This window comes from Sphingobacterium psychroaquaticum, assembly GCF_004421025.1.
GTDB lineage: Bacteria > Bacteroidota > Bacteroidia > Sphingobacteriales > Sphingobacteriaceae > Sphingobacterium > Sphingobacterium psychroaquaticum.
Genome location: NZ_CP038029.1, coordinates 3,982,354 through 4,006,875 on the forward strand (window position 1 = coordinate 3,982,354; position 24,522 = coordinate 4,006,875).

General features: G+C 41.9%; 21 protein-coding genes. 2 read left to right on the top strand and 19 right to left on the bottom strand.

Annotated features, from left to right (window positions below; translation table 11 throughout):
• Positions 1 to 39 precede the first annotated feature (39 nt).
• The 5 genes from E2P86_RS16405 to E2P86_RS16425 form a co-directional block, all read right to left on the bottom strand.
• Positions 40 to 1,368: a RagB/SusD family nutrient uptake outer membrane protein gene (locus E2P86_RS16405; protein WP_085473392.1), complete on the bottom strand. Its 1,329-nt coding sequence runs from the start codon at positions 1,366 to 1,368 to the stop codon at positions 40 to 42.
• A gap of 20 nt (positions 1,369 to 1,388) precedes the next feature.
• Positions 1,389 to 4,730: a SusC/RagA family TonB-linked outer membrane protein gene (locus tag E2P86_RS16410; protein ID WP_134433786.1), complete on the bottom strand. Its 3,342-nt coding sequence runs from the start codon at positions 4,728 to 4,730 to the stop codon at positions 1,389 to 1,391.
• A gap of 22 nt (positions 4,731 to 4,752) precedes the next feature.
• The gene (locus E2P86_RS16415; RefSeq protein WP_240775531.1) at positions 4,753 to 7,371 is read right to left on the bottom strand and encodes a zinc-dependent metalloprotease; all 2,619 of its coding nucleotides are present in this window, start codon (positions 7,369 to 7,371) and stop codon (positions 4,753 to 4,755) included.
• Between the two features lie 124 nt (positions 7,372 to 7,495).
• On the bottom strand, positions 7,496 to 8,965 hold the full coding sequence (locus E2P86_RS16420) for a histidine kinase (protein WP_134433787.1): 1,470 nt from the start codon (positions 8,963 to 8,965) through the stop codon (positions 7,496 to 7,498).
• 51 nt (positions 8,966 to 9,016) lie between these two features.
• Positions 9,017 to 9,823 (bottom strand): M90 family metallopeptidase, encoded by an 807-nt coding sequence (locus E2P86_RS16425; RefSeq protein WP_134433788.1) that lies wholly within the window; start codon positions 9,821 to 9,823, stop codon positions 9,017 to 9,019.
• 259 nt (positions 9,824 to 10,082) lie between these two features.
• Here E2P86_RS16425 and E2P86_RS16430 point away from each other — a divergent pair, with 259 nt between their 5' ends.
• Positions 10,083 to 10,613: a CD225/dispanin family protein gene (locus tag E2P86_RS16430; protein WP_085473314.1), complete on the top strand. Its 531-nt coding sequence runs from the start codon at positions 10,083 to 10,085 to the stop codon at positions 10,611 to 10,613.
• Positions 10,614 to 10,627: 14 nt separating this feature from the next.
• Positions 10,628 to 11,020, top strand: coding sequence for a DUF2752 domain-containing protein (locus E2P86_RS16435; protein WP_134433789.1), 393 nt, complete (start codon positions 10,628 to 10,630; stop codon positions 11,018 to 11,020).
• 93 nt (positions 11,021 to 11,113) lie between these two features.
• Here the strand turns inward: E2P86_RS16435 and groL are convergent, their stop codons facing one another.
• The 14 genes from groL to pheS all read right to left on the bottom strand — a co-directional run bounded on the left by groL (position 11,114) and on the right by pheS (position 24,438).
• The gene (gene groL / locus E2P86_RS16440; protein WP_085473315.1) at positions 11,114 to 12,751 is read right to left on the bottom strand and encodes a chaperonin GroEL; all 1,638 of its coding nucleotides are present in this window, start codon (positions 12,749 to 12,751) and stop codon (positions 11,114 to 11,116) included.
• 98 nt (positions 12,752 to 12,849) lie between these two features.
• Entirely contained in the window at positions 12,850 to 13,125 is a 276-nt protein-coding gene (locus tag E2P86_RS16445; RefSeq protein WP_085473316.1) for a co-chaperone GroES, read from the bottom strand.
• A gap of 474 nt (positions 13,126 to 13,599) precedes the next feature.
• A complete protein-coding gene (secG, locus tag E2P86_RS16450; protein ID WP_085473317.1) occupies positions 13,600 to 13,962 on the bottom strand; it encodes a preprotein translocase subunit SecG in 363 nt (120 codons plus the stop codon).
• A gap of 12 nt (positions 13,963 to 13,974) precedes the next feature.
• Positions 13,975 to 15,117: a hypothetical protein gene (locus tag E2P86_RS16455; protein WP_134433790.1), complete on the bottom strand. Its 1,143-nt coding sequence runs from the start codon at positions 15,115 to 15,117 to the stop codon at positions 13,975 to 13,977.
• Positions 15,118 to 15,125: 8 nt separating this feature from the next.
• On the bottom strand, positions 15,126 to 15,638 hold the full coding sequence (locus E2P86_RS16460; RefSeq protein ID WP_085473319.1) for an LptE family protein: 513 nt from the start codon (positions 15,636 to 15,638) through the stop codon (positions 15,126 to 15,128).
• Positions 15,639 to 15,642: 4 nt separating this feature from the next.
• On the bottom strand, positions 15,643 to 16,914 hold the full coding sequence (locus E2P86_RS16465) for a sigma 54-interacting transcriptional regulator (protein ID WP_085473320.1): 1,272 nt from the start codon (positions 16,912 to 16,914) through the stop codon (positions 15,643 to 15,645).
• Positions 16,915 to 16,935: 21 nt separating this feature from the next.
• Positions 16,936 to 18,369, bottom strand: coding sequence for a tRNA (N6-isopentenyl adenosine(37)-C2)-methylthiotransferase MiaB (miaB, locus tag E2P86_RS16470; RefSeq protein WP_085473321.1), 1,434 nt, complete (start codon positions 18,367 to 18,369; stop codon positions 16,936 to 16,938).
• A gap of 483 nt (positions 18,370 to 18,852) precedes the next feature.
• The gene (locus E2P86_RS16475) at positions 18,853 to 19,542 is read right to left on the bottom strand and encodes an OmpA family protein (protein WP_200811800.1); all 690 of its coding nucleotides are present in this window, start codon (positions 19,540 to 19,542) and stop codon (positions 18,853 to 18,855) included.
• A gap of 97 nt (positions 19,543 to 19,639) precedes the next feature.
• Positions 19,640 to 20,350: a hypothetical protein gene (locus E2P86_RS16480; protein ID WP_134433791.1), complete on the bottom strand. Its 711-nt coding sequence runs from the start codon at positions 20,348 to 20,350 to the stop codon at positions 19,640 to 19,642.
• Positions 20,351 to 20,458: 108 nt separating this feature from the next.
• Positions 20,459 to 20,848: a hypothetical protein gene (locus tag E2P86_RS16485; RefSeq protein ID WP_085473324.1), complete on the bottom strand. Its 390-nt coding sequence runs from the start codon at positions 20,846 to 20,848 to the stop codon at positions 20,459 to 20,461.
• A gap of 2 nt (positions 20,849 to 20,850) precedes the next feature.
• On the bottom strand, positions 20,851 to 22,260 hold the full coding sequence (rlmD, locus tag E2P86_RS16490) for a 23S rRNA (uracil(1939)-C(5))-methyltransferase RlmD (protein ID WP_085473325.1): 1,410 nt from the start codon (positions 22,258 to 22,260) through the stop codon (positions 20,851 to 20,853).
• A gap of 136 nt (positions 22,261 to 22,396) precedes the next feature.
• Positions 22,397 to 22,972, bottom strand: a complete 576-nt coding sequence (locus tag E2P86_RS16495; protein ID WP_085473326.1) for a TetR/AcrR family transcriptional regulator — start codon at positions 22,970 to 22,972, stop codon at positions 22,397 to 22,399.
• 3 nt (positions 22,973 to 22,975) lie between these two features.
• Positions 22,976 to 23,395: a hypothetical protein gene (locus E2P86_RS16500; RefSeq protein WP_085473327.1), complete on the bottom strand. Its 420-nt coding sequence runs from the start codon at positions 23,393 to 23,395 to the stop codon at positions 22,976 to 22,978.
• Positions 23,396 to 23,397: 2 nt separating this feature from the next.
• Positions 23,398 to 24,438, bottom strand: a complete 1,041-nt coding sequence (gene pheS / locus E2P86_RS16505; protein ID WP_134433792.1) for a phenylalanine--tRNA ligase subunit alpha — start codon at positions 24,436 to 24,438, stop codon at positions 23,398 to 23,400.
• Positions 24,439 to 24,522 lie beyond the last annotated feature (84 nt).

Consider the following 24,522-nt stretch of genomic DNA (forward strand, 5'->3'; position numbering starts at 1 on the left):
AAGCGGGGAAAACTAACCAATATATAAACAAATGAAATGCTAAAAACCGAGCTCCGGGTTATTGTCAATCGCCACTTGCGGATAACGAATAACATAACGGGGGTCGTTTGCACGCAGGACATAATCAGTGCCGACAAAAGAGTGTGTAATTTCTGGTCGCGTACTACGTTTCAAGTCATACCAACGCTGGCCTTCGAGCGCCAATTCACGATTCCGTTCGGCCGCTATAGAAACCAACAGTTGCGTAGCACCCTCCTTCGACAAGGCCGACATTTGCTGTGTATAGTATGTAGGCTTCAATCGTTTTTGTAGTAAAACACCAAGCTTTTCGACCGCTTTATCCGTATTCCCTAACTGTGCATACGCTTCAGCAACGATAAGGTATAAATCCGCATTTCTAAAACTTACGTTATACTTATTATCACCACCCTTTAACGATATATAATCGCCGCCACGTTTCTGGAAGTAACGCACAAAACGCATATCGTTATCCTTGTTATAGCTATTTAAAAGACTGGTCGAGATATAGGTTGAATTTTTTACGGAAGGGATAGCCACCTTTTCCAAAGAAAGGATCATCTCTTTGGACTGAAAATCACTTGGTAACAACGCGCTGGTCACATTCAAATCTTCCAAATCCCCATTGATTGCCAACGCTGCTTCTGCTGCCGCTAACGCTTCCTGCCATTCACTACGATACAAGTGAACACGCGCTTCAAATGCATGCAACACTCGTTTACTAAATCTATATTTCACTTTGGCATCTTGATCTACCACCTGCATCAACGATGCTGCTTCTTTCATATCAGCCATCACCTGCGCGTACGACTGTTCGATCGTAGCCGGAACAAATACTTGCTCAAGATCTACCTTCAACGATAATGGCACACCACGCTTACCTGCATTTGCAGTGGAATAGTTATCCGCATAAAGATTTAACAGTTCAAAATGTGCATAGGCACGCATCAAATAAGCTTCTGCCTTTACCTGCTTCGCCTCCGTAGTACTACCCACCTCCGTATCAATATTGGCGATAATGTGGTTAGCATAGAAAATACTCTTATAGAAACCTACATAAGGCATCGAAATCGTGTTAGGATCCGGATTAGCATCTTTCCACAAGTAGATATCTTTAACCGAAGCCACATCTGTAGAATATTCGTCTAGCAGTACCTCATCCGTACGTAACGTCAAATACGACTTATGCGAAGGGAATCCTTGATAACCACTGGTCATCAAACCTCTAAAATCTTCGATAGTTTTCGGGACTACCGTACCCACCGGTTGAATATCCAGGTACTTATCGCAGGACTGTAAAGACAACGTCCCCACAGATAGTAAGCAGATATAAAAAACTATTTTTTTCATATTAAATATCATTATCAAGACTAAAAACGAGCAGACAAACCAACAGCAAATGATTTAGTAATTGGCTGCGCATATATGTTACCATATGATTCAGGATCGAAGTAGCCTTTATAGCTAGATCCGAACACAAATGGATTACGTGCTTCAACACTTACGCGTAAATTAGAAGCGCCTATCTTCGCACTTGCCACTTTAGGTAAGGTGTAGCCTAATCGAATACTCGTGATCCGTACATAGCTCATCTTCTTCGCCCAAATATCCAGCATCTCATAGCTCTTTACCGGATCTTTATCCAACATCCAGCTGTAGGCCATCCAGCGGTCGTTCAACTCGCTATTGGTACTACCGATGGCTTGGTATACATTTGAAGAACCGGAGGCAATATCTTGTAAAGACTGTACTTGATTAGCCCCGCGATCCACGGTAGCCGGGTTATAGAAAGGCCTAGCCTTCATCCACCGGTCAATATTGAATGCAGCCGTAACCGCAAAATCAAAATTAGACACCGTAAAACGGTTCGTCATACCACCTACAAATTTTGGATCTAGACTCCCTTTATACGAGAATTTATTACGATACTCTTCACGCGTTAAGTTACTTCCTGTCATCACGCCAGGGAAGAAATCTGCCCATTGGTCATAAAGTCCATAAAAATCCTCAAAGCTCACAGCCTGACCATCAACGCCCTTGAACTGCATAAGTCCATCAGCATCCAGTCCAGCGGTCTCCAATACAAACAATGAATTAATCGGCGAACCTTCACGCATCGTCATATTATATGCTTGCGGATTGTTCAATACGCGTAACATACGATTGCTGTTGTGCGCAATATTAAAATCTGTAGACCAAGTAAATCCTTTACGCTGAATATTGCGACTAGAAATAGTTAATTCCACTCCCTCATTACGCACGGAACCCCAGTTACGCTGTACTTGTTCAAAACCATTCTCCAACGGCAACATGCTGTACCCAATTAAGTCGGTACTTGTTCTGTTGTAGTAATCGGCCGTAATATTCAATCTATTTTCCCACAAGCCGATATCTAGCCCTAGGTTCCAAGATTTAGTCTTCTCCCAACGTAGTTTATCATTTGCAGGCGCAGTAACCACGATCGTTTCCTCATTGTTTCCCGGCGTAATAATCGCATTGCCATAATTACCGATAATAAATGGATACGTATTACGGTCTATATTTCCTTGGATACCATAAGAAGCGCGAACACGCAAATTAGAAATTACATCGATCGATTTAATAAACTCTTCTTGCGATGCATTCCAAGAACCTGATAAGGACCAAATCGGTAGGAAACGATATTTAGGATCTACCCCAAACATATTCGACCCGTCGTACCGAATACTTCCATATACATTATACTTACCATCCAACGTATAACCTGCGTTTGCATAGAAAGATGCATAAGCCGTCTCACCGATACCTTTTGCATATTGTCTAAATCGGGCATCCGTTGCGAAGTTGCTATTCGGAAATACAATAGATTGTGTTGTTAAGGTGCGTGGGTCATACCCAAAGCCTTTTGTCGACACGACATTACTGTTGGTCCGACGTAACTCCGTACCTGCCATCACTTCTACTTCATGGCGACCACCAAACTCTTTGCGGTATTGCGCAAAACTCTTCCAGTTGTATTGGAACGTACGGTTATGACTGTTGTCAATCATGCCTCCATCAGGTAAGAAATACTTATATTCTTTACTTGCACTATCATAGTATCGTGTGGCAGCGCGTAGCTTCCTGGTATTGTACGATTCTTTATCGGCAAACTTCTCGATACCAATTTCTTCGAACTGCATCCCCAATTCGGAACGAAGGGAAAGGGATGGAATAATTTGATATTCTAAAAATGTAATAGCCTTTAAACTCTTATTATTTAAGTTATAGCGCGTATTTGTCCGCTCCTCCATACTATTAAACGGAATATAGGTATCGTTTGAATATCCTTCGATATCGGGATCATACACATAGTTGCCGTTCGCATCTCTTATCGGTAAATACGGATTTGCCGTCCGCGCATATACGCTCGGGTTTGCAAATGCATCGACATCTTGTAACGGGTTGTTCCGTTCTGTCGATCCACCCATTAAGCTTAGCCCACCTTTAAGTGTGTTGCTTATACGGAAGTCGTTATTAAAAGATAAAGTATAGCGGCGCATATCCACACTTTGGGTTGCCCCTTGTTCATCATAGAAACCAGCAGAAATATAGTAACGATGTGCATCATTACCACCTGAAACCGAAGCTGTGTATTGTTGGTTCAACGAATTACGATACAGCGTGTTTCCCCAATCGGTGCCCTGCGTACGTAAACTATTAATCGCTTGCTGTGTTGCCGTGCTTAGCCCGGAGAAACCGTTCTTGCGGTATACGTCCCACTCCGATGATCCTGATAAAATCCGTGCTATAGCCCCTTTATCCGTACGGTAATCCAAGTCTGTACGTCCAGCCATCGCTAATTCAAAATCTACTTTTTGACTTGCGTTCATCAAATTCAGACGATCAAAATCAGGCTTCTGATTAATGAAGGTATTCGCCGATACAGAAACCTGCGATGGACCGCTCTTACCGCGTTTAGTGGTGATAACAATAACACCATTTGCCGCACGCGCACCGTAAATCGAGGTTGCAGCCGCATCTTTCAACACCGTAATATCCTGGATATCGTCAGGGTTGATTCCTGCGATAGGTAGATTCGTTAGGTTATTCAAGTTATCCTTATCAAAGCTATTCGGCAATGCCGTACCTTCAATCGGTAAACCATCAATTACCCATAAAGGATCTTGCGTACCATTCGTTGAAACCGTACCACGAATACGAATCTGTGGCGCACTATTGGGCCCTCCGTTCAGGTTCATCAACTGTAATCCGGCTACTTGTCCTTCTAACATCTGATCAATCCCAGAAACCCCGATTTGCTGAATTTCATCAGCTTTAATTTTGGTATACGAAGTCGTATTTTTACGCTTTTTAATATCGGTATACCCGGTAACAATCACTTCTTCTAAGGTCGCATCATTCGGCTGCATCAGAATCGTTTTCGGCAGCTTATTAACCGCTACTTTTTGTGTATCGTAGCCAACGAAAGAGATCGTCACACTAGCAACTCCCTTCGGCAAGGACAAGGTAAACATACCGTTCTCGTCCGTTACTGTTCCTAAGGCAGATTGTTGAATCTGTCCTTGAATCGCTGTATTCTCGGCAACTGCCGAAGATTCTACCATAATGGTCGCCCCAACCACGGGTTTTTGGGTTTTCGCATCCAGCACCTGCCCATTCCATTTTCCCCATTCCTGTCCCTGCGCAAATTGCAGCCAGGAGAATAAAAACAGGAGTAAAAATTTGTTCATTTTTTTTGTATTAGGTTAAGATTTACTTTTTCAATTCTAAGGTATTTCCAATACGTAAGCGTAGATCCTGATAATGCGCCTTAGTCGCCAAATCGCCGTTTCCAGCCGATTGCCCCAAAAGTTCATAAATTGCCATCAGCTCCATACGCTTTTGCATCAACATATCTGATGTTCTGCTCATCCCAGTAACATGCACATTGCGAAGCCCCGCTTTATGTGAACCATGGTTGTGGTTTGCACAAAAATCAGGCTGTGCAACATGTAAAAAGGCATCCACCATATCCAGCTTCTTCGTCGTTAATTTTTCCATTGTCTTATTGGTGGAAACAAGCAATACATCCACATAGTTTTGTTGAAGCATCCGTGTTTCTAAATCCAACGATTCTTTACGCATTGTTTTTGCAAATATATCTTTGCGGACCGCGACCAGAAAGTCTTCAGCGCTCCATGCCTTATCCTTACCAAAAAGCTGCTCCATTTCGGTCATGCGCAACAAACGTTCATCTTTTACCAAGCTATAAAGCAAACTATATTGAAACTCTCTTTTCAAGTTGTAAGGTGCGTATTCAAACAAGCCAACCGGACTTTCTTTCATCGGGAAAGATTTCGTCATCATCTGCTTATCAAACAACCAATCAGGAAAAGCGAACACCTGTTCTTTCACATAGTCCAGCGCCTCTTGCTGCTTCGCTTTTGGTACGGGTGCATAGGCATCTTTATGATCTCCTAGAACCGGATTTTCTAAATATATACCACCAATATTATTGATCACATGATCCGCATACGTGTACCATTGTCCGATAACACCCATGTACAACCGTCCGGCGCGCTCATAGTCATCACCAGGTTGCGTTGTCCATTTGATGATATTCGGCATAATGCGTTTTAGGTTTTTAATACCATATCGCCCTGCTTTCATCGCATTATCGCCCAAATCTTCGGATTGCGAACGTGGGTCTACCACATTTTTGCCATCCTGTTGCTCACCATACCAGTAGTGTGGATCATGCTGATGTTTTTCTATTTCCTGACGCAAAGCAGGAAGTTCTTCCCAAGGCGTAGCTTTATCATTCCAACGGTAAGCCCAAGCAATTGCATATTTATCATATAAACCAATCACAGGAGTAATAGCTTTTACGCCATCTTCTGGTTGCGCGACGTAGTTAAAACGGGCATAATCCATAATAGAGGTTGCCGTCCCCCCCATCTTGGACGTAAACGATGGGGAACGCAATGAATCCACCGGAAAACTAGATGAACTGCCCATATTGTGCATCAAACCCAAGGTATGTCCAATCTCGTGCGACGATACAAAACGGATGGCATGCGCCATCTTTTCCTCCGAAAATGTATTTCCTTGTACTGTTGTATCAACAATCCCTGTCTGGATACGCATCCAGCTGTTGAGAATCGTCATTACATTATGCCACCAAATTACATCAGCTTCCAAAATCTCACCCGAACGAGGGTCGACGACTGATGGTCCCATCGCATTTGCCTGCGATGAAGCAGCATATACAATGGAAGAAACATTCGCATTATCTACATCGAGGAGGCTGTCCTGCATCATTTCTTTTGCAAAAATGGCGTTTTTGAAACCAGCGGCCTCAAACGCAACCTGCCAGTCGTGGACGCCAGCAATAATTTCTTTTCGCCACTGCGCCGGTGTTGCCGGGTCGATATAGAAAACAATAGGTTTCTTCGGCTCTACTAATTCGCCCGCTAAGTAGCGTTGCTTATCTTCCTCTTTAGGTTCCAAGCGCCAACGCGTAACAAGGTTTCGCTTGTCTACCTCTTGTTGCTTATCCGAAAAGTACCACATCGGTGTAGTAAAGTAACCGATTCGAGGATCCGCAAAACGAGCCTTCATCGGTTCTTCCGGTAATGCATAAATGTTGTTTGTTACTTTCAATGTAATAGGAATCGAAGCATTGCCTTCTGTCACCTTGGTGCTTAATACCGAACGCACCATGATATTGTTTTCGAAAGATTTGATAGTCTCTATGGTCGATAAGGCCGTTTTAGGAGATGTTCCTAAGCCAAGACTACTGAATACATCCATAAAACTCTTTTCCGTGCCATCAAATACTTTATTGATTTTTATGATAACGGAAGAAGAGTCTTTCCCAAAACCTTCGACTTTAAATGATTCAATAAAAGAAGGCGTATAATTGTCAAGTACAGACTGTTTAATCGCCGCATCTTTGTTGACCTGAACTTGTGGATTGATTTCGCTGACCCAAACTTCTTTTTTGTTCTTATAGAGGCCAAAGCGAATAACTTTATTTTCAAAGTTCATCCCTTTGTTTACGCCTGCTTCGTTTATTGCCAATGGTACTGAAGATACTTTCTGTATTAACAGGAAGTCCTTATCCATCAAACGAAATGGGATATCGAAATAATAATTGCCCTCTTTTTCTATCACCTGAAATACACCGCTATCAATACGTGCATCTTTCACTAATTTTTCATAGGAAATAAGTTTTGAACTGTCTTTCTTGGTGGTATCTGTATCTGCTTTGATCGCTGTTGATTGTTCTTTTTTCTGATACGGTTCAAGCAGCTGACAGGAAGAGAATACGGTGGTAGAGACGCAAGTAAAAGTAAACATGGCTAACCCATGTAGATGACGTTTTTTCATGTAGATAAAATGAGGTCAAAAATTTGAACACGCTAAAATGCTAAGAAATCAAGGGCATACAAACCTTTACTCCGTGAAGGCGCAGATTAAGGGAGTGAATCTGCATATTCAAACGAAGAAAAAACTAAATTAACGGGAGTCTGACCTTAAAAACTCCCTCTTCTTCCTGCGCGTAAAAACCTGTCACACTGTAGTATTGATAAACGGAAGCTAAAAAAGCAATGCCATAACCACCCTTTGGCGCATCAGCAGCTTGGGTTTTTGGTCGCACAACATTGGAGACCAGCAAGGCATCACCGTCATGCTCTATCGTTATAAGTAAGGGATGCTCGCTTGAAAGTTCGTTGTGCTTGATCGCATTTTCCACCAACACCTGTAGGCTTAGATGTGGAATCTTACGCAGTTCCACTACTTTTAGATTATCCACCACAACGGAAAATGAAGCTTTGCCAAACCGTATTTCTTGTAAGAAACTATAGGACTGCGCCAGCTCGATCTCGCTGCCTACTGTGGATAGCCCGGAACGATCGGATTGAAGGACTTTCCGATACACCCGTGCTAACTTACTAACGAAACTTCGGGCAACGGTATTGTCTTTATCGATGAGCTGCTGTAAAGAACCTAACGAATTGAAAAGAAAATGTGGATTCATCTGCTCGCGTAGATTCTCGAAACGCATCACGGCTTTTTCTTTTTCATATTGCAGATTATCAAGCTCGACTCGTTGCAACTTTTTACGGTCGCTATACAGCAATTGCAACATAAGAATCGCAATGCAGATTAAGCCGAAACCAAAACCTAGTGTGAGTTGGGATATCTCCTGTACATCCTCCGCCGTCATCATCAGCAAAACTGAAACGATCATTTTCCCTTGTCCAAGCAGGCCTTCCAGCGGATACACGCGAGCCAGCACATCCATGCGGATAAAAGACGACTCTATCACACTATCTTTAACTGCAGATAGCTTTTGTAACTTCTCCCGATTAGGTTTCCCTACCTTCGCCATATCAGGATGTATGACACAAATCCCCTCGTCATTATATACTTCAAAATAGGATCTCGCACTTAGTTTGGACCCCCAAAAGTAGGCGTTGACTTTCAAGATATCGATAAACCAGTACACCGATTTATCCGGACTTAATTGGATGTGCCGGATAATATACATTGACTGTCCAACCTGCAGAAAACGGGCCCCACTATCGGTAGGCAGGTTATTCGTAAAGGTTCTGATGTCCAACGAAAAGGGCAAAGAAAAGTTTTTATAAAGCGTGCCTTCCTTCTCGTTCGTAATCAGGTAGGCGGCCACGACCTTACTTGCTATACTATCCTTCGGAATCAAAGAGTCGACAAGGGTGTAATCGTTTCGTAATAGCAGCTTGTTCAGCATGTCTACATGCTGATAGAGGATATCAAACTCTTTCTGGATCACTAAGGAACTCTCGACGCTGACATCACGCAAAATGCGATAATTTAAGTCGCGCTGCTTCTTATCAATAAGTTTCAGTCCAATAACTCCGATTCCTATCAATAAAATAGCACCAATAGCATAGATATATATCCGTCTCAGCTTGAACCCCTTATACCATTTACTCATTTCGCCGCAAAATTAGCGAACATCTACCGGAGAAACAAATAGGATGGCGATCTAAGCGTCTGGCGTGTCTTCCTCGCTGCTATAAATCTCGTCTAGGAGGGCATACAGCTGCGGATGATCCTCTTTGAGGAGTTTGGGCTTTTCAAAAAAATATTCGGATGTAACAGCGAGAAACTCTGCTGGGTTGGTTCCTGCATAATCACGGATATCAGAACGGTCTTGATGGATCAGCCGTATTGTCTTGTGCATTTCATGAAGCCAAGGTTCGATCAGACTCTTGGGAATGAGGTACTCCGGTATACCATCGACTTCTCCATCGGCCTTATCAATTAAATGTACAAACTCATGAATGGCGGTGTTCGATGGTGCCGAATTTGCAAAACCAGCACGTAAAGCAGCAAGCGAGAGGATCATCTTACGGTGCATAACACCATCGCCAACCATACCTAAAATATTTTTATCAGAGGCTTCTGTGTCATACCTTTCATCGAAAGTACCAGGATAGATAATAACTTCATCCAAATTTTCATAAGACCACTTATCAAAGTGAAATAATGGAATAGTAGCACTCGCCGCCACCAATACTTTATCTTCCTCGGTAATCTCCGCTCCTTTCTCCGCTGATATTTTTGTCGTTGCAAGAAAGTAGTTCACTCTCTTTACAAATCGCTGTTGTGCCTCCGGATCGAGGCGTTGAAAAAAGGAGACGTGAGCGGTGAGGATATCAACAAGATGTGTCGCATCGACCATCTTTTCCTTCACAACCTTTTTGTTGCCTACAAACCGGAAGACATACCAAATAAGTAATACTCCAATCAGTAGAACCAAGATCGTTACGTAAACAGGGTTATATTCCATAATACTAAAATAGGGATTAGTTGTTAGTTTTTAGATAGAAGGTCGTAGATAGTAGTTGGTAGATTATCGTTGTCTTAGGTAATAGTTGCTGATCTTCGCCGGGGTATCTTTATTACATGGTCATGTTGATCCGACCTTACTTGCTGGCGCGAGCCTTTGGTTCATGTCCCTATGATATCGTAAGTCCGAACTAAAAACTTCCAGCATTAACCATTGCCCATAAAAAATTCTTAGATTTATATAACTAATATTGAACCCCATGCGAAAGTACTATTATACCGACGGGCAGAACAGCCTAGGACCATTCACACTTGATGAGCTCAAATTTAAAGGTATAACCGGCGAAACCTACATTTGGACAGAAGGCTTAACAAACTGGATACAAGCTAAAAATATTGAAGAACTAATTCCGCTGTTTACAGGAGAAAATCAGCCTTACTACGGTAGTCCGTATCAAGCGCCGACGACGTTTCCGCAGGTACCACAAGGCTATTATGGTACGCCCACACCAACAGGATACCCACCAAAAACGTACCTCGTAGAGAGCATACTTACAACCATTTTCTGTTGTTGGCCCTTAGGTATCCCTTCCATTGTGTATGCTACCCGCGTGGAGAAGAAGTTTTATGCAGGGGATATCATCGGTGCACAGCAGGATTCCGATAATGCAAAAAAGTGGCTATGGATAAATGTAGGAGCTTGTATCGCTTTATGGATCCTGTATTTTCTTATTTTTGGTTTCGCCTTTTTTGGTGCGATCATCAATTCGGCCCAACATAGTTCGCTATAGTTTCTATCGGAAAAGTGATTCAAAAACAAAAATATCAACTCCTCTTGGTTGGCGGATTAACGATGCTGTTCCTCGGGTTTGCTTATATCTACAAGCAGTATGATCCAGAGACAAGTGCGTGGTTCCCAAAATGTCCGATGAAAAGTCTGACAGGGCTAGACTGCCCTGGTTGTGGCTCTCAGCGGGCGTTGCACCAGCTGTTAAACGGTCACCTGAAAGAAGCCTTTCAGCAAAATGCATTGCTCATTCCTTTCATACCGTACCTTACGCTAGGTTACGGGTATCGTTTTATTAAAAACCCCAATGCAAGGATACTGAAATGGCGGAAGATTCTGTTTGGAGAAAGTGCGATCAAGGTACTGATCGTGGTTATTTTACTGTACAGTATATATAGAAATGTGTGGTAGAAGCTTATACAGGAAGAAAATAGTATTTCTTACTAAAAAACAAAGGCTGCCTGTATACACAAGCAGCCTTTATTTTTTAGTAAGGAAATGATATTACATCATTCCACCCATACCGCCACCCATTGGAGGAGCACCGGCACCTACTGGATTTTCTTCTGGTTCATCAGCCAATACACATTCTGTTGTCAACAACATTGATGCGATAGAAGCTGCATTTTCTAATGCGACACGTGAAACCTTAGTTGGGTCGATAACACCAGCACCAATTAAGTTCTCGTAACGATCTGTACGCGCATTGTAACCGAAATCTGCTGTACCTTCTTTTACTTTCTGAACAACTACCGCACCTTCGATACCGGCATTGTTACAGATTTGACGTAAAGGCTCTTCGATTGCACGTTTGATGATTTCGATACCGATTGTTTCATCTTCGTTCTCTCCTTTAAGGCCAGCTAAAGATTCAGTAGCGCGGATGAAAGCAACACCACCACCAGCAACGATACCTTCTTCAACTGCAGCACGTGTAGCGTGTAAAGCATCATCAACACGGTCTTTTTTCTCTTTCATCTCTACCTCAGTAGTTGCACCTACATAAAGAACCGCAACACCACCTGACAATTTAGCTAAACGCTCTTGTAATTTCTCACGGTCATAATCTGAAGTCGTTGTCTCAATCTGAGAACGAATCTGTGCAACGCGAGCTTTGATATCATCTGCATTACCAGAACCGTTAATAATTGTTGTATTATCTTTGTCAACAACTACTTTTTCAGCTTGACCTAAGTAAGAAAGTTCTGCATTTTCTAATTTGTAACCTCTTTCTTCAGAAATTACAGTACCACCAGTTAGGATAGCAATATCTTCCAACATAGCTTTACGACGGTCACCGAACCCTGGCGCTTTAACAGCAGCTACTTTCAGTGAACCACGGATTTTATTTACAACCAAAGTAGCTAATGCTTCGCCATCTAAGTCTTCCGCAATAATCACCAATGGTTTACCTGTTTGTACTTGTTTTTCCAAGATCGGCAACAATTCTTTCATGTTGCTGATTTTCTTGTCGTAGATCAAAATGTATGGGTTCTCTAACTCCGCTTCCATTTTGTCAGAGTTTGTCACGAAGTAAGGAGACAAGTAACCACGGTCAAACTGCATACCTTCTACAGTTTTCACTTCAGTTTCTGTACCTTTCGCTTCTTCAACAGTGATAACACCATCGTTACCTACTTTTTCCATCGCTTCAGCAATCAAAGAACCAATAACATCGTCATTGTTCGCAGAGATTGTTGCTACTTGTTTGATTTTGTTATTGTCAGCACCTACAACTTGAGATTGATCTTTCAAGTTCGCTACAACAACAGAAACCGCTTTATCGATACCGCGTTTCAAATCCATTGGATTTGCACCAGCAGCAACAGATTTCAATCCTGGAGCGATGATAGCTTGCGCCAATACAGTAGCTGTCGTAGTTCCATCACCCGCCTGATCAGCTGTTTTAGAAGCTACTTCTTTCACCATCTGTGCACCCATGTTTTCTAAAGCATCTTTCAATTCGATTTCTTTAGCTACGGAAACACCATCTTTAGTAATCATTGGAGAACCGAATTTTTTCTCGATGATTACGTTACGACCTTTAGGGCCTAAAGTTACTTTTACTGCATTTGCTAATGTGTCTACACCTTTTTTCAGTGCATCACGTGCTTCAACGTTATATCTTACTTGCTTTGCCATTATATTCAATTGTTAAGAAGTACCTTACAGTGCGACATCGCATCCTGGGGTACTGTACAATGTTTTTACTTTTTTAATTTATACCTATTTTAATTTGCTTACAGTACTGCGTAGATATCAGACTCACGCATAATTAAGTACTCTTTTCCTTCGTAAGTGATTTCTGTACCGGCATATTTACCATACAATACATTGTCACCAACTTTAACTGTAAGTGGTTCTTCAGGTTTCCCTGTGCCCACGGCTACAACTGTTCCTTGAGAAGGTTTCTCTTTTGCTGTATCAGGGATGTAGATACCTGATGCCGTTTTTTCCTCTGCTGGAGCTGCTTCAACAACAACTCTGTCACCAATAGGTTTAATACTTAAAGCCATAATTATTTTAGTTTTATTTTTTCAATTTATGTTAACTCCGAAAGTGCATTCGTATAAAATTATGAGTCGGTAATTAACCATTCGGCAAACCAAATAGCGCACACCGCTTCTTGACGAAGCACTTCCGTATACTGTTACATCACCAATTATGCCAAAGCAGGAAAGGCCGTTTTTCTTGCCATTTTTGCACTGCTTGACAAAAAACAACGGTCATCGGCAGCACCGAGATGTCAGACTGTCACTTTCTGGTCACGACAAAAGATCACCGCGTCGTTAAAGCTCCTCGTAATGACAGACCAGTATCCATTCTCTTCCTGATGACGACCTCCGGATATGCAGTGATCGCATGGTGACAAACTGCACGCTCACCACTATTCGTCATCGCGAACCCGAGGCACAAGGGTGTGGCGATCTTTACAAAAAAAGCCCCACATAAAAATGCAGGGCTTTTAGCACCATCAATACGATGGAAAATTATTTTGTTGAATCTGCTGGTGCAGCTGCCGGTGCTTTCACTGGAGCTTGTTGTTGTGCAGGATTATTTAAATTTAATGGCGCTTGTTGTACTGGCGCTTCAATTTGATCACCAAGACCACCTGATCTACCTGAACCTGCTGAAGGGCCTAAAATATTGAAAGCAATACATAAAACCATCAATGTAATAACCAATCCCCATGTTCCTTTTTCTAAGAAATCACCTGTACGTTGCACGCCCATAAGATTGGAACTTCCAGCAAATCCTGATGACAGACCTCCTCCTTTTGGGTTCTGAATCAACACGATAAATGCTAATAACACACTTACTAAGACAATCAGGATAATCAAAAATGTTTGCATTTTTTTATTCAGTTAATATAGTTTTTCTTCTAATTCCTTTATACGGGTCGCAAAGTACGATTTTTTTTCGGGATATTTCAAAATTAATTTTTTGTACACCTCAATCGCTTTCACATACATCGCCTGGTTTGCATAAATCGTCGCTAAGGTTTCTGTTACAAAATTAAACTGCTCCTCAGAGCTCTTTCGCGCCTTATTCTCTGTATTAAGGTGATCCACCGATGGCGGTTGTATCTGCGGCTCTTCTCGAATGAAACGCTCAATCACTTCACTCGATTTCTTCTTCTCCACAACCTGTACAACACGTTGCTTGATTTCCTCACTTAATTTATCTTCTGGATCTTGGAAATGGATAATATTTTGACGGATCTGTTGATCTAAAACAAGCTTATCTAGCTTTGCCGGATCAAATGGCATCTTTTCTGTTTTCTCACTACTAGAAAACACAAAAGGCTGATAGGTATCGGCATACTCCAAACGCGTCTTATGCAACCACCAACGAAAACTATACGGCATCAGATCGTCATTGTACAGACTTACATCTTCCGGCTCTTCATCTATTTCAGGTTGTTTTGTCTCCACGACTTCTGCAGCTTCCGCTTTTTGCTTTTCCTCCCGTGCATGCAAGGCAAAGTAATCACCACCGCCGATGCCCTCAATCACTAAGTTCTTCAATTCGGCTTCATCTTCACGCTCCTCGATGGCTGCCTGACTCTCTTCCACGACAACAGCCTCCTCCGGAATTATCTCCTCTTCAACAACCGTTGTTTCATCAGCCCCGACTTCAACAACCTCTTCTTCATCGATCTCCTTAGTTACCGCAGACGAATCCACAATCTCTTCCTCTAAAGTCTGCAACGATAGGTCTTCAAATGGAACATAATCATCATCAACCACCTCTATCGAAGGCACATCCTGCACGGCAAGTTGCACGTAATCATAGAGCCAGCTCGGATTATTAGCCATCAAAATAGCTTTTCCATCTAAACTATCGAGCTCGCCCAATAAAAAACGACGACGCTCATACGCAAAATGCAAAGGCTGTGAATACGGAAATTTAGATAACAAGCGATTAAAATCGGCCGTCGTAAGTCCTTTCGGATCTACCAATGCCTGATGGTACGCTTGCGCTAATGATAAACTGCTACTCTCCATATAATCTCCTACCAATTTGCAAAGGCTTTATTATAAATATCCTCCGTCAACAACTTTATAATTTCCGGGATAGTCCCCTCTTCTTTTCCTTGAATAGGAGGCATAAACTCCCTAAACTGCGAGAAAGATTGTTCAAAATTGCTTTCTCCCGTCTCATCCAGACGGTTTGTATATTTTACTTTTACCGTGATGGTAAGTCGGTTCATCCCTGCTCTATCATTCGCGCCTACCGCTACCGGCGCAATATCATAACCTGTAATCACGCCCTCAAACATTGCGTCTGCATCACCATTTACCTGGCTTAAGCGCGATTGATTACGGATACGTTCTTTTAACCCTTCCGTAAAATTCTGACTTAATGTCGGATATACCATCGGTGCGATATTTTCAAAATACTGTACGTTCACGGTTTTCATATTTGCCGGAATAGATCCTCCCGAAAAACCGTATTTCACGCCACAGCCGTTAAAAGTTAACGTCACGACAACCATAAAAGACAACAGCAGCAGAAACCGTCTCATAGTATTAATCTAAATTTAAGTCTTTAATTTTACGATATAAGGTTCTTTCCGAAATACCGAGCTCTTTTGCGGCGGCTTTACGTTTACCTTTATGCTTTTTAAGCGCTTTTTTTATCAAATCTGATTCTTTCTCCACCAATGAAAGCGACTCTTCCACCTCTTCGGCATCCTGCGTTTCGTAAGGCATGTAATCACCATTCCCAATCGTAGGCTGACTTGGATTATGAATAGTTAATGTCGGTTGTTGTGCAGACATCTCCTCCCGCAAATAAGCAGCTGGTGCAGGACTCACTTCATCATAAAGCTGATTGATATAGGATGAATTCTGTTCAAATGTTCCTGAGTTCACTCCTTGCTGGATAAGCTCAACTACCAATTTTTTGAGGTCGACCATATCCTTTTTCATATCAAAAAGGACTTTATACAAAAGATCCCGTTCGGAGAAATCTTCTTTACCACCATCTTTCACAAAAACTGGAAGTGTTGATTTTTGCTGCTCCATGGGTAAGTACTTCGCCAATATAGATGCATCAACAACACGCTCTTTCTCTAACACAGCTATTTGTTCAGCAATATTCTTCAACTGTCTAACATTCCCGGGCCAGCTGTAGTTCATCAGAAGCTCCTGCGCATCAGGCGTCAATTGCACGCCTGGGCTACGATATTTGTCTGAAAAATCAACAATAAACTTTCGAAATAAGAGATTGATATCCTCCTTTCGTTCTCGCAAGGAAGGTATCCGTAAAGGCACCGTATTTAAACGATAATATAAATCTTCTCTGAACTTACCCTTCTTTACCGCTTCAAATACATCTACATTCGTCGCTGCTACGACACGGACATTGGTTTTTTGCACTTTAGATGAACCAACCCGAATATACTCTCCCGTTTCCAGTACCCGCAACAATCGCGCTTGCGTTCCCAAAGGAAGCTCCCCCACCTCATCCAGAAATATTGTTCCACCATCTTGAACTTCAAAGTAACCCTTACGCGCTTCGTGCGCACCTGTAAAGGAGCCTTTTTCATGTCCAAAAAGCTCTGAATCAATCGTCCCTTCAGGGATAGCGCCACAGTTAACAGCGATAAAAGGGCCGTGTTTTCGGGCACTTAACTGATGAATAATATGCGAAAAAACTTCTTTACCAGCACCACTCTCTCCTTGAATCAACACGGAAATATCTGTCGGTGCTACTTGCTTAGCGACATCAATAGCCCGATTCAACAGCGGAGAGTTTCCGATAATGCCGAATCTATTTTTTATATCTTGATTATCCACGCTGATTTCTCATTTTAGAATTTAGTCTACGATTTTTCCCATCAACGTTGCTGATGTACAACGTTCCACCATCACATGAACGTACTGTCCACGTTTGAAACGCTCATCGACCGGAAAAACAACCATCGTGTTTTGATCATTTCGACCACAGAAATCTTGATCAGAGCGTTTTGAAAACCCTTCGATCAATACTTTTTGCACTTTACCCACAAAATTTTGTGCCCGGTATAAGCTATGCTCTTGCTGTTTATTAACCACTTCCGTTAAACGGCGCTTCTTAACATCCTCAGGGATATCATCTTCATAGCGCTTTGCCGCTAAAGTTCCTGGTCTTTCAGAATACGCAAACATATAGGCAAAATCATACTTCACATAGTCCATCATCGAAAGGGTTTCTTGATGCTCCTCCTCGGTCTCTGTACAGAAACCAGTTATAACATCCGTTGAGATGCCACATTCCGGAATAATACGACGAATCGCATCCACCCGCTCCATATACCATTCGCGATCGTATGTACGATTCATTAACTCCAAAACACGGGAGTTACCCGATTGTACCGGAAGGTGAATGTATTTACAAATATTCTCGTAACGCGCCATTGTATGCAGTACCTCATCCGTAATATCTTTGGGATGTGAAGTGGAGAAGCGTACTCGAAGCTCCGGGCTTACTTCTGCAACCATAGCTAATAATTGTGCAAAGTTTACCGTAGGTTGTGGCGTCTCACCTTCTGCAACAGGTGCAGTATATTTATACGAGTCTACATTTTGTCCCAATAGCGTTACTTCTTTATAACCTGCGTTAAAAAGATCTTGTGCTTCCTTCACAATAGAATGGAAATCTCTGCTTCTTTCACGACCACGCGTAAAAGGAACAACACAGAAAGAACACATATTATCACACCCCCGCATAATCGATATAAATGCCGAAATACCGTTAGAGTTTAACCGTACAGGATTGATATCTGCATAAGTCTCTTCCCGAGACAGTAATACGTTTACCGCCTTAGCTCCATCATCTACTTTGCCGATCAAGTTCGGCAAATCACGGTAAGCATCAGGCCCAACAACAACATCAACCAGCTTTTCCTCTTCCAGGAACTTAGACTTTAAACGCTCCGCCATACAGCCCAAGACGCCAACGACCATTCCTGGATTTTTTGCTTTCGCAGACTCGAATTCCTTCAATCGATTTCGAACACGTTGCTCTGCATTCTCCCGAATGGAACAGGTATTGATAAATACAACATCAGCCTCTTTATAGTCTTTAGTTGTCTCAAAACCGTTATCCACCAAAATGGAAGCAACAATCTCACTATCAGAAAAATTCATCTGACAACCATAACTCTCGATATACAATTTCCGACCCGTCGACTTCCCTGTAGGAAGCATATCCAACGCCTCTCCCTGACGGGACTCATCGTGTGTTTTTGTTGTATGTTCTAGTTCTAACATAATGCAATATAAAAGACTACAAAGTTAGGAATAAAAACTCGAAAAGATGCCACTTTGGCAGAGATTGTTAGCAGGTAATTGATAGTGCGTTGTTGCTTACCTGTAGTTGGTGGTTAGTAGTTGGCGGTTAGTAGTTGGTGGTTAGTAGTTAGTAGTTCATGGTTTGGTAGTGTGCGGCTGGTAGTTCATAAAGACTGAGCTTCTCCCGCCCAAATTTACGATGTATAGCCTATACCGTCATCCCAAACGAGGCAAAAGGAGGGGCTATTGATAATACAGCGCAATTGATCGGGAATAACAAGGACGGGTACTGAATAGCTAATAATGCTCAGAAATTTCCTGCCGTCGATAGGTCTGAATACACATCAAGAAGCATAAGACCTGTGAATAAACCATCCTTTTACATACGTAAACCATTCAAACAGAAAAGGCGCTGATGTATACCTTAACACCAGCGCCTTTCCATTATATTTTAGAAGTGGATTACTTACCCGCTTCTGCTTTTGCGTCTTGAATCATCTTATCACCCGCTACCACAACAATCTCTACACGGCGATTCTCTGCACGACCAGCATCTGTATCGTTAGAGGCGATGGGCTCAGAAAAGTTTTTTCCTTCTGTTTTTACACGTGATGAAGCTAAGCCTTGCGCTACACAAAAAGCTTTTACAGCATTCGCTCTAGACTCCGAAACTTTTTGATTCGCGGCTAACGTACCAACATTATCCGTATGTCCAATAACCATAATTTCTGTTCCTGGCTCTTTATTTAAAGTAGCAACTAAATTACCAATGTTGGTTTTTGCAGCGCTTTTTAATGTCGAGCTGTTGAAGTCAAACAAAATACCCTCATCGAATTTCACAATGATACCTTCATCTGCCTTGATAACCTCAGCACCAGCAACCGTATTTTCGATTTCCTTCGCTTGCTTATCCATTTTCTTACCGATCAAAGTTCCGGCAACACCACCAATCGCAGCACCCGCAAGTGCACCAATTGCTGTATTTCCGGCTTTCCCTCCGATTAGCGCACCAATACCTGCACCTGCAACACCACCAATTGTACCGCCTTTGGCAGCATTACTTGCGTTTTGAATTGTCGCACAACTAGATAACAACATCACCGATGTTGCTACAGATAAGCCATAAATAGCTACTTTTTTATTTATTTTCATACCGATATCTTGTTTTCCTTTTGTAATAAATTAGTTATAAACAAAGCTGATGCCAAAAAAATAACATCGCTTCATCATACGGCAACTTTTCTAAAAACTACCGTTCCTGTACCGGGATTTCTAGCTTGGGTAATCGAAGTGATTTAGGGCGACCATTCTTTTCCCAACTTTCCAGGGACGTCTTCACATAATTCATAAAATCATATTGTCCCCAATGTTGAACCGTACTGAATGAAGGTCGGTACAAATCCATGAAAGACTGTAAATCATCGCCTGTCAAATCAGTTAATGCACTCACGGAGGTTTTATTAAACACTTTATCCACTTGATTTTCTTCCAACTCCCGATCCATCACCTTTGCAAAGCGTTTTGCATTTTTAGCATCTCGACCAAAAAGATTGTATAATGCCGTAGCAGGACTATTTAGATAAGTCCCTACCGAATTTTTACCTCCATTATAGACCCCTTTCTTTGAATAGTCTTCCAACATGTCTCGCATTTCTGCCTCCCGCGAACGACGGCTCACCACAACGGTTTCAATCGTTAAACCGGGCTGCATCTCGATTAAAATGTCCTCTTGTGTATACAGTACCGTTTTTACCGGCCCATACCCTGTTTTTGTAAAAGACAAACTATCTCCCGCAAAAGCTTCAATAATAAACACCCCAAAAGTATTGGTCAAGGCTTTCTTTTTTGTCCGGAGGTTGGTTACATTAACTTCCGAAATACGGGTACTTCCGCCCTTCTCCAGGACAATACCAGACATCCCGGCCGTTTGTGCCGAACCTGTATGTGATAGTAAAATCATGAGCAAACAGCTCACAATCCCCTTAATTAGTTTGTTCTCTATCTTGAAATACATTTATCTAAAAGTAACAAATGTTTAGACTCGACAATGTTAAAAAGTTTTAATTTTTTAATAGGGATAAAACACAAAGTTTGCTCCCTCTGGCACAACCACAAACAGACACATATACGCATTGGCATTCTTAAAGCTTTTTTCGAAGTACGCTTTCCGATCATCTTTTATTAAGCCACGTTCCACAAACTCTTCTAAGGAGCTGGCATGAATGGACCACTGCGTATTCAATTCGTTCTTATCGAGCACAATTTCACCAATACTTATTTCGTGCTGATGTGCCACAAAAATCGGGTATAGGGTATAACCCTCCGCCATCATCTCTGTTGCGACCTCTTTTATCGACTCTTTATAAAAATCAAGATCTACTTTTAGGCTTTTGAGTGGACTAGGTTGCCCTCCGGCTTCCTGCCCCTCTCCTCCTGCCATCAAATCTTCAATATCCATATTTATCCTTTCAATTCTAGCAAAACAACATTCTCTACGTGTTGTGTATGAGGGAACATATCGACAGGTTTTATACGCACCACCTTATATTTCTCCTGAAGGAGCGCTAGATCGCGCGCTTGTGTCGCAGCATTACAGCTAACATACACCACCTTTTCGGCCTCCATCTCCAATATTCTGTTCACAACATCAGCATGCATACCCGCTCTCGGCGGATCAGTAATAACAACCTGTGGCTTACCGTGTTCTGCAATAAAATCTGCGGTTAGCACATCCTTCATATCACCCGCATAGAACTTTGTGTTATACACCTTATTGATTTCCGAATTGATCTTCGCGTCTTCAATCGCTGAAGGCACATATTCTACGCCAATTACTTCGCGCGCTGATTTAGCCACAAAGTTTGCGATCGTACCTGCCCCTGTGTAAAGGTCATACACCAATTCGTCACCTTTCAATCCCGCAAAGTCGCGTGTAATCTTGTACAATTCGTATGCTTGAGCTGAATTCGTTTGATAAAAAGATTTCGGGCCTACTTTAAACTTCAAGCCTTCCATCTCTTCGTAAATAAAATCTCTACCACGAAAAACATGGATATCCTGATCAAAAATGGTATCGTTCTTCTTTTGATTCACGATATAAAGTAAAGAAACGATATCTGGGAAACGATCAGCTACTGCCGTCATCAACTGTTCTACTTGTCCTTCTTCCGGATATGCAAAAACAACAATCAGCATGACTTCGCCTGTCGAAGCTGTGCGGATAATTACATTACGTAGACCACCTTCATGCGCACGAAGATCATAAAATGTAATCCCCATTTCCAAAGCCAATTGCTTGATTGTATTACGGATAGCATTAGAAGGGTCTTGCTGCAAGAAACAATGGTCAATATCTAATATCTTATCGAAACGCCCCGGTACGTGAAAGCCTAGCGCATTCAAATCATCAGGTTTTACTTCATCGTCTACAGATGTCAACCAACGTTTATTCGAGAATGTATATTCGAGTTTATTTCTATAATATTCAGTTTGTTCGGATCCTAAGATAGGCTCCATCATGGCGGTATCCACTTTCCCTAAGCGCTTTAAAGCATTATCTACAGATTGCTGCTTGAAGGACAACTGGGCATCATAGTTCATATTCTGCCACTTACAACCACCACAAACACCAAAATGTGGGCAAAATGGTTCTACTCGATGCTCTGAGGGAGTAGTAAGGGCAACAACACGACCTTCAGCAAAGCTCTTTTTTTTTCGCAAAAGCTCCACATCTACAATATCTCCGGGAATTCCCTTCTCAATAAACATAACAAGGTCATCTTGTTTTGCAACACCTTTTCCCTCTTCCGCAATATCAATAATATGTACGCCGGAAATAAATTTTTTGTCCTGTGGAATTCTTCTACCCATAATGGGTGCAAAAATACATTTTTTTTATGAGTTGTTAATAGGAAGTAGGTAGTTGGTGGGGAGTAGATCGTAGAGAGTAGCTGATAGACCGTCGTTGACAGAATAAAACTACAATCACAAAACAATGAACTAAAAACTAGAGCAAAGTTGCTTGAACTAAATAAGGTAGGATTTCCTTTTGGAAGGAGATGAAATTTTTTCGTACGTCAGCTTCGGTTACACCGGTAAAAGCGAAGGAAAACACAATATTTTTACTGGATTTTATCAAAAAGGTAAGATTCTCTTCAGGTACAGTTTCGGCAATGGTTTGGTTCTGAATAAAAGAGCTCAACAAGAGAAACTCTAAATCATCGGACAGTGTTTTCAAATATTCCTGCGCATTAGCAGACTCTCGAATAAACTCCCAGCCTACGAATTCGTTACATACCGTATATGTTACGCGACTCACTTTAAGGATTGTCGTAGCAAGAAAAGTCGACAAGTCCTTTTCGCGCACATTCGTATTCAAGATATCTTCTACATTCTCACGGATATAATCCATAAGCACAGCGTGCAGAATCAATTCTTTACTAGAAAAATGCTTGTAAAAGGTTGCTTTGGCTATATTGGCATGCTTAGCCAATTCATTGACACTTGTTTTATTATAACCATAGCGTCTGAAAAGTTCACGCGCAGATTTTTTAATCGCTAATATGACTTTATCAGATTCCATAAGTTAGTTTTGCACAAAAAAACTAGACCCTTGCTGTGTTACGGCATAGGGTTTTAAAGGACATTCAGCAATTTCTGCAGGCGAACCATCCATCAACAACCACTTAGCGCCCGAGACAGGGTCAATGATTAATTGACCTTCAACACGCACTTTATTTCCCTGTTCTGGATTTACAGTACTGCATCGATCATAAGCCACTAAGCGAGGAGCACTCTGCGTCCCCATATTGTATACAATCAAGCCAGCATATCCGCCCTCCGCGTAAGCATATCCGCCAGGAGAATAAACACCAATATGCTCGGCTTGACTAATTCGCGTTCCAAAAGATCGACTCGGCACCACATTACAACTACCGCCAGAACAGCTATTAAAAGCAATGGCTAGCAAGCAGGAACACACGATGTAAGTAATCTTTCTGAACATGTTTAGATAATCTCTGTTTCAAACTGTGACAAGAAACGTACGTCATTCTCGGAGAACAAACGTAAATCACGTATCTCATATTTTAGATTTGTTACTCTTTCGATTCCCATGCCAAACGCGAAACCAGAATATTTTTGGCTATCAATACCACAATTTTCCAATACGTTCGGATCCACCATACCGCAACCTAAGATTTCTACCCAACCTGATTGTTTACATAATTGACAACCTTCGCCTTTACAAATCGTACAAGAAATATCCATCTCTGCCGACGGCTCGGTGAATGGGAAATAGGAAGGACGGAAACGCACTTTTGTACCTTCGCCATACAGCTCTTGTACAAAATGAAACAATGTTTGTTTTAAATCTGCAAAGGAAACATTTTCGTCTACATACAAACCCTCTACCTGATGGAAGAAGCAATGTGCACGTGCAGAAATAGCTTCATTACGATATACGCGCCCAGGCATAATTGCACGGAACGGTGGTTTCCCCATTTCCATCAAGCGAACCTGAACCGATGAAGTATGTGTTCGTAATGCAATATCGTTACCTTCCTTTTTCTCCACAAAAAAGGTATCCTGCATATCCCGCGCAGGGTGTTCAGGCGGAAAATTAAGCGCAGAAAAGTTATGCCAATCATCTTCAATTTCTGGCCCTTCGGAAACGATGAAACCTAATTTCTTAAAAATCTCAACGATTTCTTTCCGCACCAACGAAAGTGGGTGGCGTGCCCCCAACTGAAAACCCTCTCCAGGAAGTGTCAAATCACCTTCCTGAGGTGCTCCCTGCGTTGCGCCTGCTCCTAAGAAAGCCTCCTGTGCCTCTGTAAATTTCTGTTCAGCCAGCTGCTTAAACTCATTGAGCACCTGCCCTAAGGCACGCTTCTCTTCTACAGAAACAGCTTTAAACTCATCAAACAATGCTTTTACAACTCCCTTGGATACTAGAAATTTCAATCTGAAAGCCTCAACCTCAGCAGCTGAGGTCGCTTTGAACTGGTTGATTTCTTCGGTATACTGCTTAATTTTATCTTGCAACATAGTCGACAAATATACAGCAAAAAAATGAGTCAATGAAATAGCAAAGTGATTGTTAACACGCCGCCAGCTAGCGATCGTTATTCA

Bases quoted from the DNA above. Each gene is read 5' to 3' on its own strand.
- E2P86_RS16405 (WP_085473392.1), bottom strand. From the start codon at position 1,368: ATGAAAAAAATAGTTTTTTATATCTGCTTACTATCTGTGGGGACGTTG.
- E2P86_RS16410 (WP_134433786.1), bottom strand. From the start codon at position 4,730: ATGAACAAATTTTTACTCCTGTTTTTATTCTCCTGGCTGCAATTTGCG.
- E2P86_RS16415 (WP_240775531.1), bottom strand. From the start codon at position 7,371: ATGAAAAAACGTCATCTACATGGGTTAGCCATGTTTACTTTTACTTGC.
- E2P86_RS16420 (WP_134433787.1), bottom strand. From the start codon at position 8,965: ATGAGTAAATGGTATAAGGGGTTCAAGCTGAGACGGATATATATCTAT.
- E2P86_RS16425 (WP_134433788.1), bottom strand. From the start codon at position 9,823: ATGGAATATAACCCTGTTTACGTAACGATCTTGGTTCTACTGATTGGA.
- E2P86_RS16430 (WP_085473314.1), top strand. From the start codon at position 10,083: ATGCGAAAGTACTATTATACCGACGGGCAGAACAGCCTAGGACCATTC.
- groL (WP_085473315.1), bottom strand. From the start codon at position 12,751: ATGGCAAAGCAAGTAAGATATAACGTTGAAGCACGTGATGCACTGAAA.
- E2P86_RS16445 (WP_085473316.1), bottom strand. From the start codon at position 13,125: ATGGCTTTAAGTATTAAACCTATTGGTGACAGAGTTGTTGTTGAAGCA.
- secG (WP_085473317.1), bottom strand. From the start codon at position 13,962: ATGCAAACATTTTTGATTATCCTGATTGTCTTAGTAAGTGTGTTATTA.
- E2P86_RS16455 (WP_134433790.1), bottom strand. From the start codon at position 15,117: ATGGAGAGTAGCAGTTTATCATTAGCGCAAGCGTACCATCAGGCATTG.
- E2P86_RS16460 (WP_085473319.1), bottom strand. From the start codon at position 15,638: ATGAGACGGTTTCTGCTGCTGTTGTCTTTTATGGTTGTCGTGACGTTA.
- miaB (WP_085473321.1), bottom strand. From the start codon at position 18,369: ATGTTAGAACTAGAACATACAACAAAAACACACGATGAGTCCCGTCAG.
- E2P86_RS16475 (WP_200811800.1), bottom strand. From the start codon at position 19,542: ATGAAAATAAATAAAAAAGTAGCTATTTATGGCTTATCTGTAGCAACA.
- E2P86_RS16480 (WP_134433791.1), bottom strand. From the start codon at position 20,350: ATGATTTTACTATCACATACAGGTTCGGCACAAACGGCCGGGATGTCT.
- E2P86_RS16485 (WP_085473324.1), bottom strand. From the start codon at position 20,848: ATGGATATTGAAGATTTGATGGCAGGAGGAGAGGGGCAGGAAGCCGGA.
- rlmD (WP_085473325.1), bottom strand. From the start codon at position 22,260: ATGGGTAGAAGAATTCCACAGGACAAAAAATTTATTTCCGGCGTACAT.
- E2P86_RS16495 (WP_085473326.1), bottom strand. From the start codon at position 22,972: ATGGAATCTGATAAAGTCATATTAGCGATTAAAAAATCTGCGCGTGAA.
- E2P86_RS16500 (WP_085473327.1), bottom strand. From the start codon at position 23,395: ATGTTCAGAAAGATTACTTACATCGTGTGTTCCTGCTTGCTAGCCATT.
- pheS (WP_134433792.1), bottom strand. From the start codon at position 24,438: ATGTTGCAAGATAAAATTAAGCAGTATACCGAAGAAATCAACCAGTTC.